The organism is Streptomyces sp. NPDC046915, from assembly GCF_040644935.1.
GTDB lineage: Bacteria > Actinomycetota > Actinomycetes > Streptomycetales > Streptomycetaceae > Streptomyces.
On the sequence record NZ_JBEYXB010000005.1, the window covers coordinates 109,935 to 127,788 of the forward strand.

Below are 17,854 nucleotides of genomic sequence, written 5' to 3' on the forward strand. Positions count from 1 at the left end.
GTTCGCACGCCGGGCGGGGGGTGCGCCCTCTCATCGGTCCTCACCGGAGCGGTCCCGGACCGGGCGTCCGCTGGTCCGCGGCCGGGAGTTGCGCGCCGGGGAGACCCCGCAGGCGATGCGGGGGCATGCTGGTACGCGTACGGGCGGACGCGGAGGTGCCGGTATGCGGTGGTGGGTCGCGGGGTGGCTGGTCGGTGGGGTGCTCGTCCTCGCGGCATGCGGCACGTCAGCCGGTGGCGGAGCGGGGGCGGGCGGTCCGACCGGCAGCCCTTCGACAGAGCCGTCGACCGGTGCGCCGGTGCACACCTCCGCGTCTCCGTCCACGGCCCCGTCCTCGACCAGGGCCACGAGCCCCAGCCGGCCGGGACCGTCCGCCTCCGCCACCACGCCCTCCGGTTCGGCGGGTGGCTGTGTCTCCGGGCATGCGGAGGTCACCGCGGCCCCCGGTGGCGCCCCCGGGCAGCGGCTGTGCGCGCGGCCCGGGACCGTGTTGTCCCTGGTCCTGCGGCCCCGGGCGGACGGCAAGCGGTGGACGGCCGTGCGGAGTTCCGCGCCGGTCTTCGTGCTCGCGTCCGGATGGCGTGTGGACGCGGACGGCACCGCCCGCGCCACCCTGCGCTGCGCGAGCACACGGGCCGGTGCGGCCCGGGTCACCGCGCTGGCGAAGGAGCCGGACGTGGCGGGCGCGGCGCGCGTCGCCTTCACCGTCGACGTGAGTGTGGTCCCTCACCCGAAGGAGGGGTGACCCCGAGCCGGGGCCACCCCTCCACCGCGTCGTCGGCCGTGGGTGGGCCTCAGTCGCAGTCGCGCACCCTGATCGTGTAGATGCCGCGGCCGTGCGTGGCCGCGTACAGGGTCCTGCCGTCGGGGCTGAGCTTCAGTTGCAGCACGGCGACGGCCGGGAGGGAGCCGACGCGCTGCCACGTCGTCCGGCCCGGCGCGCGGTAGACGACACCGAGGTCGGTGGCGAGGGCGAGGCCGCCGTTCGCCGTGACCACCGCGGAGTTGGTGGGCACGTCGGGGAGGTTCGCGGAGATGTCCTTCCAGGTGGTGCCGCCGTCCTTGGACTCGAAGACGTGGCCGACACCCGCGCCGGGTCCTTCGGTCCAGTGCCGGGAGAAGCCGTTGACCGCGAGGTACACATGATCGGCGTTGCCGGGGTCGACGGCGAATCCGCTGAGGTAGCGGTTGGGTACGGTCCCGGCCACCGGCAGGTTGATGTCGTGCCAGCCGGTGCCGTCCGCGTTGCCGACGGAGATACCGCGGGCGAAGCCCTGGTTGTTGCAGGGGCCGCACCAGGCCGCGTAGACCTTGCCGCCCGAGGCGGCGACGGCGGTGGCGGTGCGGCCGGCGCCGAGGTCGTACACGCTCTTCCAGTCCGAGCCGCTGCGGATGGCGTAGCCCTGGGTCTGCACCCAGATGTGACGACCGCCCGCGATCCAGGTCGCGCTGTTCTTCAGGTCCGTCGACAGCGGGGCGATGAAGCGGGCCTCGCTGGTGGCGTTGTCGGCCGGCGCGACGTTGTACGACGTGGCCCTGCCGGGGTCGCTGGTCCAGGAGCCGTCGTTGACGGCGCAGTTCTGGGTGACCTGGACGGAGAGGTACACGTACTCCTCGGCGATGTCGCAGCCGTTGGCGGGGTCGGTGAGGGTGTCGCCGCCGTCGCCGCCGAAGTTGGAGCCCATCACCTTGTCGTCGCCGCGCAGGACGGACTGCCCGTTGTCCTGGAGGCCGCCGGTGACGGAGACGCCGCCGTGGTCCAGGTCCTTGCCGATGCCCACCGAGTAGTACTGGAGGGTGTCGATGGTGCCGTCGTTGAGGGACGTCCAGTCGGTGGCGTGTCCGGAGGTGTCCTGGGCGCCATCGACGGGGCGCTTGTAGGCACCGCCGTCGTTACCGGCGTACACGTAGCTCTTGCCGTGGTAGCGGCCGATCGCGACGCCGTGCTGGTCGGAGTGCGTCGTCTGGTTGCAGCTGCCGGTCTGCGCGGCCGGGTCGATGCTCCAGCAGGAGAACGGGAAGTTCCAGTACGGGCCCACGGTCGACCAGGTGCTGCCGCCGTCCTTGGACTCGTAGACCTCCTCCAGACCCGCGTAGACGTGCTTGGGGTCGGCCGGGTCGACGGTCAGGAACTGGTTGTACCAGGCCTGCACTCCCGGCATGTACCCGGCGGTGGTCAGCGCCGAGCCGTCGGCGGCCAGCTGCTTGTAGTCGGCGACCTTCGTCCAGGGGCCGAACGGCGAGGCGGCGCTGTAGATGCCTGCCAGTCCGCTGTCCGGGTTGGACGCCATCTGCTCGGGCGACTGGTCGATGGCGTAGTAGCGCGAGCCGTCGGCGGAGCGGGCGAAGGTGACCGTGCCGACGTTGTCCGCGTCGGTCGGCAGGTCACCGAAACCGCTGGTGATCCGCTGCCAGCTGCCACCGGCCCTGCTGTAGAAGCCGTTGTAGTCGTCGCCGCTGCGCCAGCCGACCGCGAGGATCACCTTGGCGGGGTCCTTGGGGTCGATGGCTATGTCGTTGGTGATGTTCTTGTACGCGGCGTCGTCGTCGGTCGCCTTCGAACCGCCCGGCAGATAGTCGGGGTTGGGCGCGAACTCGAGCTTCCAGGGGCCGCTCAGGCGCTTCGTGGAGTGACTCCACACGCCTTCGCTGGTCGCCGCCCACACCTTGCCGCCGCCGAACCGCAGTTGGCGGATGGTGGTGCTCTCCAGTTCGTCACCGCCGACCCGGCTGCGGGTGGAGAAGGTGCCGTGGTGCGGGTGGGACAGCACGTACACGCCGCTGCCGAGGTACGCGTCGGCGTTGGTGTTCGCCTCGCCGGTGCCCAGCCACAGCCGTCCGGTGCCGTCGAGGGCGAGCGCGCCCGTGGACTGGGAGGGCAGCCGGTCGCTGATGGACCGCCAGTGCCCGCCGCCGGTGCGCGAGCGCCACACTCCGCCGCCCGCGCTGCCCGCGTACACGTAGCCGTCGTCGTCCGCGGCCATCGCGGCCATCCGCCCGGTGACGTTGCCCGAGCCGCCGCTGGAGTTGGAGTCGACGTCCCGGTAGCGCGGGTCGTCGGAGTTGTACGGCAGCCCGGTGATGTGCCGCCAACTGCCGCCCGTACTGGATAGTTTGGTCAGACCGCGCCAGGCCGCGCCGTACGCGCCCGGCGCGACGATCCCGGGCGAGGTGCGGGCCTCGGCGTACTGGTCCGCGCCCTCGGCTATCTCGTCGGCCTCGTTGCCGTCGTCGTCCTCCGCCTTCACCTTGGGTGAGACGGTGCCCACCGAGTGCTCGCGCTGGGCGGCGAGTCGGGCGAGTGAACGGGCCCCGAAGGGGCTGCCGTGCCCACCGGGCGCGGCGCTCACGGGTATCGCGACGAGTCCGGCGGACGCGACGATGGCGCAGATCGTGAGCCATCGTCTCTTACGGGTTGGTGCAGACACCAGAACCTCCCAAACGGGCAGTGATACGGCCGTCGCAGGAGACCCGATCACTTGAGGGAGGGAACTTCTGACGTTTGGTCAATCCTTGACCCGAACCTGTCACTCGACCGCGGGCGGCCCACCTCGCCGGGCGGGCCGGGCCGGCCAGAGGTGCCGAACGGCTCGGCACGGGGGCCGAAGAGCCCTGGCGCCTCCCCCGGTCAGGAAGGACAGTGGAAGAGGAAGCCTCCTGGGGAGGTGGGCACAGTGATGTACTGGGACGGCGGTGGCTGGACCTGGATGGCCTTCATGCCCCTGCTGTGGATCGTGCTGATCGGCGTCGTCGTGTGGGCGGTGGTCCGGCTCACGCAGCACGCCACCGGTCGCGACAGCGGCCTCGACCACGGCCGGCCACCACGAGAGACGCCGGAGGAGATCCTCGACCGTCGCTTCGCCTCCGGTGAGATCGACGCGGACGCCTACACACAGGCCCGCGAACGCCTCGCCGCCCACAAGTCGAGACCTCGGTGACCGGGCTGGAGCCGGTGCGGTGGACGGCGCAGTCGGTGATCGTCGGCGACGGCGACCATCAGCGGCTCGAGCAGTCGTCGGACCGTCGGCACGGCGGCGCCAGGGCGCAGAAGCGGCGCAGCCGGCCGTCACGCTCCCGGATGCGCCGGGCATGCCGCCGGCGTCGCCGGGCGCGAGCGGCAGGCGGCAGGCGGCAGCGCGCGGTCGCCCCCGCTCGTCAGTGCACATGTGGGATGTCGGTCGTCCGCGGCTTGAGGTGCGGTACGAGGACGAGGCAGGCCACCGCAGCCACCACGGCCACGATCGCACTGAAGGCGAAGGCGTCCCGGAATCCGCCGACCGCACCCTGGTCGATGCCGGAGGCGGCGACGGTGGACAGCACGGCGACGCCGACCGAGCCGCCCACCTCGTGGAAGGTGTTGACGACGCCGGAGGCCAGCCCGGCCCGCTGTGGCTCGACCAGGGCGAGGGCGGTGGCGGTGGCGGTGACGAAGACCGCGCCGACGCCGAGCGAGGCGGCGGTCAGACCGGGCAGCAGCCGCGCGTACACACTGCCGTCCGCGGGGAGCCAGGCCAGCGGCACCATTCCGCCCGCCGCGACGGCCAGACCCGACACCGCGGTCACACGACTGCCGATCCGGCCGACGAGCCGTGAGCCGAGGTGGGCGCCGATGCCCGTGGCCACCGCGACCGGCAGGAAGAGGAGGCCGGTCCTGAGCGGGCTGTAGCCGCGCAGCTGCTGGAGGTAGACCGAGCCGAGGAAGAAGAAGCCGATGAGCAGTGTGGTGGCGACGAGCATCAGGAACGCGCCCGCCACCACGGGACGCCGGGTGAGCAGCCGCAGGTCCATCAACGGGGCCCGGCTGGCCCGCTCGACGGCGGCGAACAGGGCGTAGAGGACGACGGCTCCGAGCAGCGGCAGGACGGCGGTCGCGCTGCCCCAGCCCGCGTCACCCGCCTTCACCAGCCCGTAGATGAGCGCTCCCGTACCGGCGGTGACCAGGGCCGCGCCGGGCAGATCGAGGCGCGCGGGCTGTGGGGCACGACGTGGGAGCAGAGCGGGCAGGGCGACCAGCGCGACGATGCCGACGGGCACGTTGACGTAGAACGCCCACTGCCAGCCCGGCCCGTCGGTCAGGGCGCCTCCGAGCAGGACGCCGGCGGCGGATCCGGTGCCGCCGAGCGCAGCCCAGATGCCGAGGGCCTTGTTGCGCTCGGGGCCGTGGAAGCTGGTGGTGAGGACCGACAGGGCGGCCGGTGACAGGAGCGCGGCGCCGATGCCCTGGAAGACGCGTCCGGTCAGCAGCATCGGCGCGCCGTTGGAGAGCCCGGTGACCAGGGAGGCCGCGGTGAACACCGTCAGGCCGGCCGGCACCGTGCGGTGGGCGCCCAGGGCGTCCGCGAGCCGGCCGCCGAGCAGCATCAGCCCACCGAAGCACAGGGTGTAGGCGGTCACGACCCAGGTGAGTGCCTCGCGGCCGAGGTGCAGGTCGGCGGCCATGTCGGGCAGGGCGACGTTCACGACCGTGACGTCCAGGATCAGCATGAACTGGGCCAGGCAGAGCAGCGCCAGCATGGTCCAGCGTCGCGGTAAGGGCGGCGCGGGAATGTGCTCCGCGGAGAGGCTGTGGTGGGCGTGGCTCATGGCGAACCCTTCGCAGGGACGAGTGATGGACGCGATCGAGCAACTGAACTGTACGGCACAGTACATATGAACTCAACCGTTCAGTTCAGGTAGCCGGTAGACTGAGGCCATGACCTCCATGGACGCCGAGTCACCCGCCAAGCGACCCCCCACCGGCGCTCGCGCCGAGGCCAAGCGGCAGGCCATCGTCAAGGCGGCCCGCGAGCTGTTCCTGCGCGAGGGGTTCGACGTGAGCGTGGATGCGATCGCCGCGGCGGCCGGAGCCTCCAAAGTGACCGTCTACAACCACTTCGGCAGCAAGGAAGCCCTGTTCATCGGGGTCGTCAAGGACTCGCTCGACGCCCCGCTCGGGGCCACTCTGGTCACGGCGATCGACCGCCTCACGGACTCCGACGACCTGCGGGAGGTCCTTGTCGCGGCCGCCCGATCCTGGGTCCACGAGCTCCGCACCAACCCCGATGTCCTCGCCCTGCGCAACGTGGTCGCTCGCGAGCTGCACCGTTTCCCCGAGCTCGGGACCGTGTGGCACGAGGCGGGACCGGAACGCCATCACCCCGCGGTGACCGGAGCCCTGCAACGCCTCGTCGACGACGGGCGCCTCGTCGTCCCGGACATCGAGGTGGCCGTCGTCCAGCTGTACTCGCTCCTGCTTTTCCCGCACCTCGTCTTCAGTGCCTACGGCACGGCCATCGACAACGACCTCACCGACCGGGTGACCACCGGCGGCGTCGACATGTTCCTCGGCCACTACGCGCCGCGGCCCGCCGCGTCCTAGCCGCCCGGTCCGGATGGCGGGCCCGATGTGTGTGCCGTACCCCTCGGGGGATACCTGTTGCGGTTGCGGTACCCGTGAGGCGAAGGGTGCGGAAGCGATGCACGCGATCGGACACGCCTTGTCCATTGCCGGATCGATGACCTGGGAGATCACCTGGGCGCTGATCCTCGGCTTCCTGCTGTCCGCCGTCGTGCAGGCCGTGGTCCGCCGGGAGACGGTCGTACGGCTGCTCGGGGACGACCGGCCGCGCACGCTGGCGTTGTCGACCGGGTTCGGCGCGGCCTCGTCCTCGTGCTCCTACGCCGCCGTCGCCCTGGCCCGCTCGCTGTTCCGCAAGGGCGCGGACTTCACCGCGGCCATGGCCTTCGAGATCGCGTCGACCAACCTGGTCGTCGAACTGGGAGTGATCCTCGCCCTGCTGATGGGCTGGCAGTTCACCGCCGCGGAGTTCGTCGGCGGGCCGGTCATGATCGTCGTACTCGCCGTGCTGTTCCGCGTGTTCCTCCGTGAGCGGTTGCTGCGCCGAGCACGGGAACAGGCCGAGCGCGGACTGGCGGGGTCCATGGAGGGGCATGCGGCGATGGACATGTCCGTGCGGGGCGAAGGCGGCTTCACCCGCCGGCTGTTGTCCAGGAACGGCTTCACCTCGGTGTCGCACATCTTCGTCATGGAGTGGGCGGCGATCCTGCGCGATCTGGTGGCCGGACTGCTGATCGCGGGTGCGATCGCCGCATGGGTGCCCGCCGACTTCTGGCGCACGTTCTTCCTCGACGGCCACCCCCTCGCGGCGAAGCTGATCGGCCCGCTCGTCGGACCGCTGGTGGCCATCGCGACGTTCGTGTGCTCCATCGGCAATGTGCCGCTCGCGGTGGTGCTGTGGAAGGGCGGCATCAGTTTCGGCGGGGTGATCGCCTTCATCTACGCGGACCTGCTGATCCTGCCGATCCTCAACATCTACCGGAAGTACTACGGAGGCCGGACGGCCGCGTTCCTGCTGGCCACCTTCTACGCCGCCATGGTGGTCGCCGGGTACGTCGTGGAGTTCCTCTTCGGCGGCCTGGGCCTCGTCCCCGACCAGGCCGACGCGAGCATCCCCGAGGAGGGTGTGAGCTGGAACTACACGACCTGGCTCAACATCGCCTTCCTGCTGCTGGCAGCGGCCCTGGTGGTGCGCTTCCTGCGCACCGGCGGTCCGGCGATGCTGCGGATGATGGGCGGCTCACCCGATCACCCGGCCCACGGTGACCCCAGTCGCTCCTGACGCCGGGGCGACCGCGAACGGCGGGCAAGACAGCGCACAGCCAACGGGGTTCTCCATGCAAACATTTGATCTGATCGTAAGAAAGTCATTAAGGTCTGATCGAACCCCCTCAGGTGATCACTCAGAAGGAGTGACCGTGGCGTCCCATCGTCGGCCCAGGCAACCCAGTCGCACGCGCGTGACCGTGCTGACCACAGCAGCGGCAGCCGCTGTCGCGCTCAGCGCGAACGCCGCCAACGCCGCGCCCAGCGAGAAGCCGAGCAAGAGCGAGGTGAAGGCGAAGGTCGACAAGCTCTACGAGGAGGCGGAGCAGGCCACCGAGAAGTACAACGGGGCCAAGGAGAAGCAGGGGAAGCTCCAGAAGGAGATCTCCTCCATCCAGGACAGCGTCGCCCGCGGCCAGGAGGACCTCAACAAGCTGCGCGACGGCCTGGGTTCGATGGCCACCGCCCAGTACCGCTCCGGCGGCATCGACCCCTCGGTCCAGCTGTTCCTGTCCTCCGACCCGGACGACTACCTCGACAAGGCCTCCACGCTCGACCAGTTGAGCAGCCAGCAGGTCGAGGCCCTGAAGAAGATCCAGGACAAACAGCGCGAACTCGCCCAGGAGCGCGCCGAGGCGACCGAGAAGCTCAAGGACCTCGCCTCCACCCGCACCGAGCTGGGCAACAAGAAGAAGGAAGTCCAGAGCAAGCTCGCCGAGGCGCAGAAGGTGCTCAACACCCTCACCGCCAAGGAGAAGGCGGATCTCGCCGCCGAGCAGGACCGTGCCAACCGCTCCTCCACCGAGCGCGTCGACCTCGGTGACACCCCGACCGCCTCCGGCCGTGCCGCCGCCGCCTTCGCCGCCGCCCAGAGCAAGATCGGCACGCCCTACGTCTACGGCGCCACCGGCCCCTCCTCCTACGACTGCTCGGGCCTGACCTCCTGGGCCTACGCCCAGGCCGGCGTCTCCATCCCCCGCACCTCCGAGGCCCAGACGGGTATCGGCACCCGCCTCACACGGAGCCAGCTCCAGGTCGGCGACCTGGTCTTCTTCTTCAACGACCTGCACCACGTCGGCCTGTACGCGGGCAACGGCCAGATCCTCCACGCCCCTCGCACCGGCACGGTCGTACGGTACGAGTCGATGGACACCATCGGCGGCCCGTTCATGTTCGGCGTGCGCGTCTGACCCGTACCCCTGCTCAACCGGGATGACGGACGCTCCCTGGGGAAAACCCCCCGAGGATGGTGGGGCGGGCCTCGTGCGCATACGGTGGCTGGCAGGCTTCTTCGGGACGTACGGCCGTCACCAGAATTCTCGGCATGACGATCCCTCCCGATGCCTCCGTCGCAACCCGTCGCTCCGCCGTCGACGCGGGCACGCCGCGTCCCGGTTCCGGCAGTGACTTCGCCAGACTCTCCCAACGGATGGCCGAGGCAGGCCTGCTGGAGCGGCGCCCCGGCTACTACACGGTGCGGCTCGGTCTCGTGATCGGGCTGTTCGCCGCCGGCTGGGGAGCCTTCCTCGTTCTCGGCGACACCTGGTGGCAACTGGCCGTGGCCGCCTTTCTGGCCCTGGTGTTCGGGCAGGTCGCCCTGGTGGCGCACGACCTGGCTCACCGGCAGGTCTTCCGGCGTCGCCGGCACAGCGAGATCGGAGGACGGCTGTTCGGCAACCTCGGTATCGGCATGAGCTACGGGTGGTGGATGAACAAGCACACCCGCCACCACGCCCATCCCAACCATGAGGAGCTGGACCCCGACGTCTCCCCGGACATCCTGGTGTGGTCCGCCGAACAGGCCCGCGCCAGCCGGGGCCTGGCCCGCCTCGTCGGTGGTCATCAGGCCCTGCTGTTCTTCCCGTTGCTGACCCTGGAAGGCTTCAACCTGCACGTCGCGAGCCTGCGGGCGCTGCGCTCACCGTCCATGAGGAACCGGCTGCTGGAGGGCGCTCTGCTCCTGCTGCACCTCGCCGCTCTTCTCTCCGCCCTGTTCCTGGTGCTCTCACCGGGCAAGGCGGTGGCGTTCCTCGCAGTGAACCAGTGCTTGTTCGGCGTCTACCTGGGCTGCACCTTCGCTCCCAACCACAAGGGCATGCCGACGATCACCGGTGATCAGCAACTCGACTTCCTGCGGCGCCAGGTGCTGACGTCGCGCAACGTGCGCGGCGGCCGGTTCACCGACGTGATGCTGGGCGGGCTCAACTACCAGATCGAGCACCACCTGTTCCCGAGCATGCCCACGGTCCATCTGCGTCGGGCCCAGGTGATCGTGCGGCAGTACTGCGCCGAGATCGGGGTGGCGTACCACGAGACCGGACTGATCCAGTCCTACCGCGAGGCCCTGACGCACATGCACCGCGTGGGAGAGCCGATCAGGCAGCGGCGCAGGGCCTGATCAGCAGGGGGAACGTGCCTCGGCAGCAGAACGAGGCACGTTCCCCCATGGGCTTCAGCTCGTCGGGGACGAGGTCCGGCGCGGCAGCTTCCAGTTCGCTCGCGGGAAGTGGCAGGTGTAGCCGTTCGGATAGCGCTCCAGATAGTCCTGGTGCTCGGGCTCGGCCTCCCAGAAGTCGCCCACGGGCTCGACCTCGGTGACCACCTTGCCCGGCCACAGGCCGCTGGCCTCGACGTCCGCGATGGTGTCGAGGGCGACGCGGTGCTGTTCCTCGTCGGTGTAGAAGATCGCGGACCGGTAGCTGCGCCCGATGTCGTTGCCCTGGCGGTCGCTCGTGGTCGGGTCGTGGATCTGGAAGAAGAACTCCAGGACGTCGCGGTAGCTCGTGGTCATGGGATCGAAGAGGATCTCGATGGCCTCGGCGTGGTCGCCATGGTTGCGGTACGTGGCGTTCGGCGTGTCGCCGCCGCTGTACCCGACGCGGGTGGACACCACGCCCGGCTGCTTGCGGATCAGGTCCTGCATGCCCCAGAAACAACCGCCCGCCAGCACGGCACGCTCGGTTTGCGATGTCATCGGTTGCTCCCTCACGGTCGAGCCGCTGTCCGGCACGGTCGTTCACATATGGTTCTCACGTCCATCCAGCTTATTACTACCGGCGGGTAATCATCGGGCGGGCCGGTTGCGCGGAGCGGGCCTGCTCGCCGCACGAGGCCGGCGTTCGCCGCACCTGACGGCGGTGCCGCCGCGCGCTGGCGGCACCGCCGGGCTTTCGTGACCTTGCGGACCTACTCGGTCACCTTCAGCAGCTTGTTGGGCGTTCCGCCGCCCGGGTTGCTGATCTTGTCGCTGGTTGCCGCGCCGGTGAGCGCGGTGGCGACCTGAGCGGGTGTGGCGTCCGGGTGTCCGGCCAGGTAGACGGCGGCGGCTCCGGTGACGTGGGGCGTGGCCATGGAGGTGCCGGAGATCGTCTTGGTCCCCTGGTCGCTGTCGTTCCAGTCGGAGGTGATGTCCGAGCCCGGTGCGTACAGGTCCACGACCTTGCCGAAGTTGGAGAAGTCCGACTGGGCGTCGTCCTTGGTGCTGGAGGCGACCGTGATGGCCTCGGGGACGCGGGCCGGTGAACTCTGCCCCGCGTCCGCCGTCTCGTTGCCGGCGGCGACCGCGAAGGTGACACCCGAGGCGATGGCCTTCTTGACCGCCTCGTCGAGAGCGGGGTCCGCGCCTCCGCCGAGGCTCATGTTGGCCACCGAGGGGCCGTGGTGGTTCCTGGTCACCCAGTCGATGCCGGCGACGACCTGCTCGGTGGTTCCGGAGCCGTTGTTGTCGAGGACTCTGACCGCGACGACCTTGGCCTTCTTGGCCACACCGTGGGCGGCGCCGGCGATGGTGCCCGCCACATGGGTGCCGTGGCCGTTGCCGTCGTCGGCCTTGTCGTCGTTGTCGACGGCGTCGAACCCGTAACTGGCCCGGCCCTCGAAGTCCTTGTGGCTGATGCGTACGCCGGTGTCGATGACGTACGCGGTCACACCTTCACCGGCCTTGTCCGGGTAGGTGTACTTGCCGTCGCCGGCCGTGTCCTTCTGGTCGATGCGGTCCAGACCCCAGGACGGCGGGTTGTCCTGGGTGGCGTCGATGTGGAACTTCTTGTTCTGGACCACCGTGGCCACCGCCGGGTCCGCGGCGAGGCGCTTGGCCTCCGTCCGGGTGAGGCTGTCGGCGGAGAAGCCGTTGACCGCCGAACCGAAGGTCCGGCCGATTTTGCCGCCGTACTCGGTGGCCAGGTCCCGTTTGTCGGCCGTGGACGCCTTCTGGTCCAGAAGGACGATGTAGCTGCCGGCCACGGCTCCTTGGGCGTTCAGACCGTAGACCGTGCCCTCCGCGGGCTGTCCCGCCTGGGCGACGGGGGACACGTAGAAGGCGGTACCGGCAACGGTTGCGGCGGCCGCGATCGCGGTGGCGGTCTTGGCCTTGCCCGTGCGTTTGTGATGCGCCGTCAAGAGGGGTCTCCTCGTGAGTGGAGTGGGGGGATTTGCGTTCGAACGGCAGCGCTGCGCGTGTTGAGGAGAGTGCCGACTTGTCGCGAGCAGATCAATCCCTGGCTGGGTCCCTGACAGCTCGGGAATGAGGGATCTCCACAGGATTCACGCACATACGAGGCAACCCACGCGCAAACGTGCAGCACGTCACGCTGGTTGAATCACCAAGGAACAGCCCAGAATTATCCGTGCCGATTTCTTCACCTTCTGCCCACGGGCCCCCGCCGGGAGGCGGATCACCCGCCGACGGACGCCCTCCGCTGTGCCTGTTCGAACTCGTCCAGAGGGTCGCCGCCCGTCTGCCAGGGCCAAGGGGTGACGACGCCGCCGAGCGCCTCGAAGACCGCACGGGCCTCGTGACGCCGGTCGGCGGCCATCAGCGCGTAGGCGAGGACGTTGAGGTCGGCGAGTGCCCTGGCGTGCGGGATCGATCCCGGCCGCACCCAGATGTGGGCCACGCGGTCGAGGGCCTGGGCGGCCATCATCTGGGACCAGTGGTTCCGCGCCACCAGCGCTTCGAAGCCTCCCCGGCCGAGGACGGAGTGGTACTGGAGGACCTGGGCGGTGAGTTCCGTCGCCGCGCAGGGCACGTTCGCGGGCATGCGCGCGCGCAGGGCATCCACGAACTCCAGCACCTGGATGCGCGACCCCGCTTCCTCCGGGGTGAGATAGCCCAGCATGTTCTGGTAGGCCTCGCGGTTCCAGCGGTCGCGCACGAGCACCTCGTTCCACACTCCGAAGACCTGCGGCTGCTCCCAGCGTTCCAGGCGTGCCGCACTCAGGGCGACCACCCAGGGGATGGGGTCCTCAGGGGCGAGCTCGGCGGCCCGGAAGCAGCTGTCGATCACACCGGCCGCGTCCTCCAGGCTCCCCTGGGAACGGGCGCGGGCCACCTCGCTCCATGCGTACAGCACGAGTGCGTTCGCGTTGCGCGGCTCGCGCCTGGCCCAGGAGCGCGGCAGATGCGATCCGGCCAGGAAATCCGCCAGGACGCCCATGCGATGCGCCCGACGGTCCCAGTCGCCCGGGTCCCGCTCCAGCAGACGGGAGATCTGCGCCACGCACAGATCCGTCGTCGCGATCGTTCCCGACCTCGTGGTCGCCCGCAGGGACTTCAACAGCTTGCCCAGGTCCTGGTCGTCGAGTTCCGGGACAAGGCGGGTCCGTCTGCGGCGACTTGAAAGAATGGCCATGACGGGAAGCTAAAGGGGACGGGAAATCACACAAGGCCCGAGCCGACATCGTTATTGAATTACGCGCCTCACCTGGGGTTACTTGCTCGTATGGCGATACGGACGCCCATGGATCACGCATGGATCACGTATGGATCCCCCGAAGCACCGCTCCGCGACCGGGCATGGCTGCTGCACGGATAGCCACGCCCCGAACTATGTAGTCCCGCCACATGTGCCCCTGGCGTCCGCCTTCCTACGGTGTGCCGACACGTACCCGTCCCCACCGCACACGAGGAAGTGGCGCACATGGCCTCCGGAACCACCACCGCTCCCCCGCCTCCCCCCAGCCTCCCCCGTATCGTCGCCGCGAGCCTCATCGGCACGACCATCGAGTGGTACGACTTCTTCCTGTACGGCTCGGCCGCCGCGCTGGTGTTCAACAAGCTGTTCTTTCCGGACTCCGATCCGCTCGTCGGGACGCTGCTGTCGTTCCTGACGTACGCGGTGGGGTTCGCGGCCCGGCCGCTGGGGGCCCTGGTGTTCGGGCACTACGGTGACCGGCTGGGGCGTAAGAGGCTGCTGGTGCTGAGCCTGCTGATGATGGGCGGGGCGACGTTCGCGATCGGGTTGCTGCCGACGCACGCGAGTGTCGGGGCCGCCGCGCCGGTGCTGCTGACCGCGCTGCGGCTGGTGCAGGGCTTCGCGCTCGGTGGTGAGTGGGGCGGGGCCGTGCTACTGGTGTCCGAGCACGGGGACGCGCGGCGGCGCGGGTTCTGGGCGTCGTGGCCGCAGACCGGGGCGCCGGCCGGGCAGTTGCTGGCGACCGGTGTGCTGTCGCTGCTCACCGCCGTCCTGTCGGACGACGCCTTCGGCAGCTGGGGCTGGCGGATTCCGTTCCTGCTGTCCGGGGTGCTGGTCGTGGTCGGGTTGTGGATCCGGCTGTCCGTCGACGAATCGCCCGTCTTCCGGGAGGCGCTGGAGCGGGCCGAGGCGCGCAGGGCCGCCGGCGGGGAGGATGCCGAGAAGCCGCCGCTGGTGTCCGTGCTGCGGAACCACTGGCGCGACATCCTCGTGGCGATGGGCGCGCGCATGGCGGAGAACATCAGCTACTACGTCATCACGGCGTTCATCCTCGTCTACGCCACCACGTCGGCCGGCGTCTCCAAGCAGTCGGCGCTGAACGCCGTGCTCATCGGCTCCGCGGTGCACTTCGCCGTCATTCCGGCCTGGGGCGCGCTGTCCGACCGCGTCGGTCGCCGGCCCGTCTATCTGCTGGGCGCGGCCGGGGTCGGCCTGTGGATGTTCCCGTTCTTCTCGCTGGTGGACACCGGTACGTTCGGCAACCTCGTCCTCGCCGTGACCGTCGGGCTGGTGCTGCACGGCGCGATGTACGCGCCGCAGGCCGCGTTCTTCGCCGAGATGTTCGCGACCCGGATGCGCTACTCCGGCGCCTCCATCGGAGCCCAGTTCGCCTCCGTCGCCGCCGGCGCGCCCGCGCCGCTCATCGCCACGGCCCTGCTGTCGGACTACGACAGTTCGACCCCGATCGCGCTGTACGTGATCGCGGCGGCGCTGGTGACGCTGGTCGCCGTGGGCGCGGCCAGGGAGACCCGGCACCGCGATCTCACCGAGGTGGGGGACACGGTCGGCACCGAGACCGTCACGAGCCGGGCGGCAGGCGCGCGTACCGTCTGATCAGCTTCCGGCACGCCCCGGCCGGCCCTCGTACGGTCCTCCGTACGGGGGTCAGTGCCGTGCCGGTGCCGCGAACCGGTGCAGACGCAGGGCCAGTTGTATCTCCAGGGCACGGGCGGGGTCCTGCCAGTCGTCGCCGAGGAGGCGGCCCACCCGCTCCAGCCGCTGGGCGACCGTGTTCACGTGGACGTGCAGTTCGTCCTTGGTGCGCGCCGGGCTCATGCCGCAGGCGAAGTACGCGTCGAGGGTGCGCAGCAGCTCCGTACCTCGCCGCTCGTCGTAGGCCACCACCGGGCCGATGGTGCGTTCGACGAAGCCGGTGATGTCCCGCTCGCCGGCGAGGAGCAGGCCGAGGAAGCCGAAGTCCTCGGCGGCGGCGCCGTCTCCCGAGCGGCCGAGGAGGCGCAGTGCGTCGAGGCAGCGCCGGCTCTCGGCGTACGCGGCGCTCACCTGGTCGGGGCGCGCGGCGAGGTCGGCGACGGGGGCGGAGGCACCGGCGGTGACCGCTTCGTGGACGGCCGTGCCGAGCTGGTGGGCGGTGCGGCGGGCCAGGTCCGTGGCGGTGTCGCCGGGGGCGAGGGGCAGCAGCAGGACGGTACCGCCGTCGCGGGCCGCGGCGAGGCCCTGCCGGGTCGCGGCGAGGTGGGACGCGGCGGCCCACAGGCGGCGGCGGGCGTCGGCCTCCTGGTCGGCGTCGGCGGCCGGACCGTCGAGGCGGGCGGCCAGGACGACGTGGGTGGCGTCGAGGTCGGCGTGCAGCCGGGCCGCGCGGTCGCGCAGCAGGCGGGGGTCGCGGTCGCGGGCGTCGAGGAGGTCGTCGAGGAGTTCACCGCGGACGCGCTGTTCGGCCTCGGCGGCGGATCGGCGGGCGAGCAGCAGCAGCGAGGTGACCATCGCGGCGCGTTCCAGGGTGCGCTGGTCGACGGGGTCGAGGCCGGGGTGGCCGTACAGGACGAGCGCGCCGAGGAGTTCGTCCCCGGCGGCGACCGCGGCGATCCAGTCGTCGCCGTGCCGGACGGCGTGCCCTTCGGCGCGGGAGGCCTCCAGTGCCTGCGGCGGTGCCGCCAGGGCCTCGGCGAACTCGACCCTGCCGTCCAGGACCTGGGAGACCGCGGCGGCCACGTCGTGGACCCCGCCGCCGCGCAGCACGAGCTCGGCGAGCCGGTCGTGGACGTCCGAGGCACGTTCGATGACCGCGCTCCGGTCCCGGATGATCTCGTTGGCCCGTTCCAGCCCGGCGAGGGCCGCGCGGGTCTCGGTGAGCAGGTTGGCGGTGTCGATCGCCGCGGCGGCGAGGGCGGCGAAGGAGCCGAGCAGGGCGATCTGCTCGCGCTCGAAGACCCGCGCCCGCCGGTCCGCGGCGAACAGCACGCCGATGACGTGCGGGCCGAGCATCAGCGGCACCCCGAGGATCGCGACCAGGCCCTCGTCGCGTACGCCCGCGTCGATGGTGTGCGTGTGCTGGAAGCGCTCGTCGTGGAAGTAGTCCTCGGTGACGTACGGCCGGGCGGTCTGGGCGACAAGTCCGCCGAGGCCCTCTCCCATGCCCAGCCGCAACTGCTGGAAGCGGGCGGCGACCGAGCCCTCGGTCACGCGCATGTAGGTGTCGCCCCTGGCCGGGTCGTTGAGGCTCAGGTAGGCGATGTCCGTGCCGAGCAGTGAGCGGGCGCGCTGCACGATCGCCCGGAGGACGGCGTCCAGGTCCCTCAGGCCCGCCAGGTCGTGCGCGGTCTCGAAGAGCGCCGACAGCTCCGCCTCGCGCCTGCGTCGTCCTTCCAGTTCCGCCCGGACCCGCAGCGCGAGGACCTTGGCCTTGTCCAGCTCGGCGATCCGGTCGGCCGGACGACCCTCGGCGCGGGCGAGCAACGCGGGCTGCTCGTAGGCGTCCGCCGAGGCACCGCGGGCCAGCAGTTCGAGGAAGGGCGCTTCCGTGCCGCCGTCGGGCGGGGCGGCGGCACCGGTCGGCGCCCCGGCGGCGTCGGGGCGCTCGGCGGACTGCACGTGATCGCGGGACATGCTCACAGGATTCCGTATCGTCCGGCCGTCCCGTCGGGCCTGTGGAAAACTTCCCGGCCGGGGAACGCCGGGCCGTTCAGTGGGCCGTCCAGCCGCCGTCGAGCACCAGTGAGGTGCCGGTGACGAAGGAAGCCAGCGGGCTGCACAGGTAGGCCACGGCCTCGGCGACCTCGTCCGGTTCGATGAGCCGCTTGACGGCGCTGTCCTGGAGGAGCACCTCGGACAGCACGCGCTCCTCGGGGATGCCGTGCGCCTGCGCCTGGTCGGCGAGCTGCTTCTCGACCAGCGGGGTGCGCACGTAGGCGGGGTTCACACAGTTCGAGGTGACGCCGTGGGGCGCGCCTTCCAGGGCGGCCGTCTTGGAGAGTCCTTCCAGGCCGTGTTTGGCGGCCACATACGCGGACTTGTAGGCGGAGGCCCGCAGTCCGTGGACGGAGGACACGTTGACGATCCGGCCCCACCCTTGCCCGTACATGTGCGGCAGGGCGCCACGGATGAGGCGGAACGGCGCCTCCAGCATCACGGTCAGGACGGTGTGGAAGACATCGGGCGGGAAGTCCTCGATGGGCCGTACCAGTTGCAGCCCGGCGTTGTTGACCAGGACGTCGGTGCCGGCGGCGGCGTGTTCGGCGGCGTCCAGATCGGTGAGGTCCAGTACCTGCGCCTCGACGGTGCCCGCCAGGTCCCGGGCCCGCTCGGCCAGCGCGTCCAGGCCCGCCGCGTCCAGGTCGACGGCTCTCACCTTGGCCCCGGCCGCCGCCAGCCGCAGCGCGCAGGCGCGGCCGATGCCGCCGGCGGCGCCGGTGACGAGGACGGTGCGGCCGCCGAGGTCGAGGGAGAGGGCGTGGGGGCCGGGCGGGACGCTGGGCGAGGTCATGCTGACCACCCTAGGCAGCGTCCAGCCCCCGCCGCATATGGGCCGGACACA

Annotated in this window: 14 protein-coding genes; 7 read left to right on the forward strand and 7 right to left on the reverse strand. The window is 70.9% G+C overall.

What is annotated here, in order from left to right:
- Positions 1 to 163 precede the first annotated feature (163 nt).
- Positions 164 to 745 (forward strand): hypothetical protein, encoded by a 582-nt coding sequence (locus tag ABZ915_RS14515; RefSeq protein ID WP_361801309.1) that lies wholly within the window; start codon positions 164 to 166, stop codon positions 743 to 745.
- A gap of 49 nt (positions 746 to 794) precedes the next feature.
- On the opposite strand, the gene ABZ915_RS14520 is transcribed toward ABZ915_RS14515, so the two are convergent.
- Complete coding sequence (locus ABZ915_RS14520; RefSeq protein ID WP_361801312.1) at positions 795 to 3,428, reverse strand: glycosyl hydrolase; 2,634 nt, start codon at positions 3,426 to 3,428, stop codon at positions 795 to 797.
- 237 nt (positions 3,429 to 3,665) lie between these two features.
- Between ABZ915_RS14520 and ABZ915_RS14525 the strand changes: the two genes are divergently transcribed.
- Positions 3,666 to 3,938, forward strand: a complete 273-nt coding sequence (locus ABZ915_RS14525; protein ID WP_361801314.1) for an SHOCT domain-containing protein — start codon at positions 3,666 to 3,668, stop codon at positions 3,936 to 3,938.
- A 217-nt stretch (positions 3,939 to 4,155) separates the two neighbouring features.
- Here ABZ915_RS14525 and ABZ915_RS14530 read toward each other — a convergent pair whose 3' ends face one another.
- Entirely contained in the window at positions 4,156 to 5,583 is a 1,428-nt protein-coding gene (locus ABZ915_RS14530) for an MFS transporter (RefSeq protein WP_361801317.1), read from the reverse strand.
- Positions 5,584 to 5,692: 109 nt separating this feature from the next.
- On the opposite strand from ABZ915_RS14530, the gene ABZ915_RS14535 reads away from it, so the two are divergent.
- The 4 genes from ABZ915_RS14535 to ABZ915_RS14550 all read left to right on the forward strand — a co-directional run bounded on the left by ABZ915_RS14535 (position 5,693) and on the right by ABZ915_RS14550 (position 10,001).
- Positions 5,693 to 6,358 carry a TetR/AcrR family transcriptional regulator gene (locus tag ABZ915_RS14535; protein ID WP_361801320.1) on the forward strand — a complete coding sequence of 222 codons (666 nt, stop codon included), beginning with the start codon at positions 5,693 to 5,695 and terminating at the stop codon, positions 6,356 to 6,358.
- A 97-nt stretch (positions 6,359 to 6,455) separates the two neighbouring features.
- On the forward strand, positions 6,456 to 7,619 hold the full coding sequence (locus ABZ915_RS14540) for a permease (protein ID WP_361801323.1): 1,164 nt from the start codon (positions 6,456 to 6,458) through the stop codon (positions 7,617 to 7,619).
- Between the two features lie 136 nt (positions 7,620 to 7,755).
- Entirely contained in the window at positions 7,756 to 8,793 is a 1,038-nt protein-coding gene (locus tag ABZ915_RS14545) for an NlpC/P60 family protein (protein ID WP_361801326.1), read from the forward strand.
- Positions 8,794 to 8,927: 134 nt separating this feature from the next.
- The gene (locus ABZ915_RS14550) at positions 8,928 to 10,001 is read left to right on the forward strand and encodes an acyl-CoA desaturase (protein ID WP_361801329.1); all 1,074 of its coding nucleotides are present in this window, start codon (positions 8,928 to 8,930) and stop codon (positions 9,999 to 10,001) included.
- Positions 10,002 to 10,055: 54 nt separating this feature from the next.
- Here the strand turns inward: ABZ915_RS14550 and msrA are convergent, their stop codons facing one another.
- The 3 genes from msrA to ABZ915_RS14565 form a co-directional block, all read right to left on the reverse strand.
- Entirely contained in the window at positions 10,056 to 10,577 is a 522-nt protein-coding gene (gene msrA / locus ABZ915_RS14555) for a peptide-methionine (S)-S-oxide reductase MsrA (RefSeq protein WP_361801332.1), read from the reverse strand.
- Between the two features lie 212 nt (positions 10,578 to 10,789).
- Positions 10,790 to 11,914: a S8 family peptidase gene (locus ABZ915_RS14560; protein ID WP_361802443.1), complete on the reverse strand. Its 1,125-nt coding sequence runs from the start codon at positions 11,912 to 11,914 to the stop codon at positions 10,790 to 10,792.
- A gap of 362 nt (positions 11,915 to 12,276) precedes the next feature.
- Positions 12,277 to 13,233: a hypothetical protein gene (locus ABZ915_RS14565; RefSeq protein WP_361801335.1), complete on the reverse strand. Its 957-nt coding sequence runs from the start codon at positions 13,231 to 13,233 to the stop codon at positions 12,277 to 12,279.
- Positions 13,234 to 13,521: 288 nt separating this feature from the next.
- Here ABZ915_RS14565 and ABZ915_RS14570 point away from each other — a divergent pair, with 288 nt between their 5' ends.
- Positions 13,522 to 14,910 carry an MFS transporter gene (locus ABZ915_RS14570; protein WP_361801338.1) on the forward strand — a complete coding sequence of 463 codons (1,389 nt, stop codon included), beginning with the start codon at positions 13,522 to 13,524 and terminating at the stop codon, positions 14,908 to 14,910.
- A gap of 51 nt (positions 14,911 to 14,961) precedes the next feature.
- On the opposite strand, the gene ABZ915_RS14575 is transcribed toward ABZ915_RS14570, so the two are convergent.
- Both ABZ915_RS14575 and ABZ915_RS14580 read right to left on the reverse strand, forming a co-directional pair.
- Positions 14,962 to 16,926, reverse strand: coding sequence for a GAF domain-containing protein (locus ABZ915_RS14575; protein WP_361801341.1), 1,965 nt, complete (start codon positions 16,924 to 16,926; stop codon positions 14,962 to 14,964).
- Between the two features lie 76 nt (positions 16,927 to 17,002).
- The gene (locus ABZ915_RS14580) at positions 17,003 to 17,803 is read right to left on the reverse strand and encodes a 3-hydroxybutyrate dehydrogenase (protein ID WP_361801344.1); all 801 of its coding nucleotides are present in this window, start codon (positions 17,801 to 17,803) and stop codon (positions 17,003 to 17,005) included.
- Between the last annotated feature and the right edge of the window lie 51 nt (positions 17,804 to 17,854).

What these genes read in the sequence shown, in the direction of transcription:
- ABZ915_RS14565 (WP_361801335.1), bottom strand. Translation starts at nt 13,233, where the DNA reads ATGGCCATTCTTTCAAGTCGCCGCAGACGGACCCGCCTTGTCCCGGAA.
- ABZ915_RS14550 (WP_361801329.1), top strand. Translation starts at nt 8,928, where the DNA reads ATGACGATCCCTCCCGATGCCTCCGTCGCAACCCGTCGCTCCGCCGTC.
- ABZ915_RS14580 (WP_361801344.1), bottom strand. Translation starts at nt 17,803, where the DNA reads ATGACCTCGCCCAGCGTCCCGCCCGGCCCCCACGCCCTCTCCCTCGAC.
- ABZ915_RS14530 (WP_361801317.1), bottom strand. Translation starts at nt 5,583, where the DNA reads ATGAGCCACGCCCACCACAGCCTCTCCGCGGAGCACATTCCCGCGCCG.
- ABZ915_RS14535 (WP_361801320.1), top strand. Translation starts at nt 5,693, where the DNA reads ATGACCTCCATGGACGCCGAGTCACCCGCCAAGCGACCCCCCACCGGC.
- ABZ915_RS14570 (WP_361801338.1), top strand. Translation starts at nt 13,522, where the DNA reads ATGGCCTCCGGAACCACCACCGCTCCCCCGCCTCCCCCCAGCCTCCCC.
- ABZ915_RS14540 (WP_361801323.1), top strand. Translation starts at nt 6,456, where the DNA reads ATGCACGCGATCGGACACGCCTTGTCCATTGCCGGATCGATGACCTGG.
- ABZ915_RS14575 (WP_361801341.1), bottom strand. Translation starts at nt 16,926, where the DNA reads ATGTCCCGCGATCACGTGCAGTCCGCCGAGCGCCCCGACGCCGCCGGG.
- msrA (WP_361801332.1), bottom strand. Translation starts at nt 10,577, where the DNA reads ATGACATCGCAAACCGAGCGTGCCGTGCTGGCGGGCGGTTGTTTCTGG.
- ABZ915_RS14515 (WP_361801309.1), top strand. Translation starts at nt 164, where the DNA reads ATGCGGTGGTGGGTCGCGGGGTGGCTGGTCGGTGGGGTGCTCGTCCTC.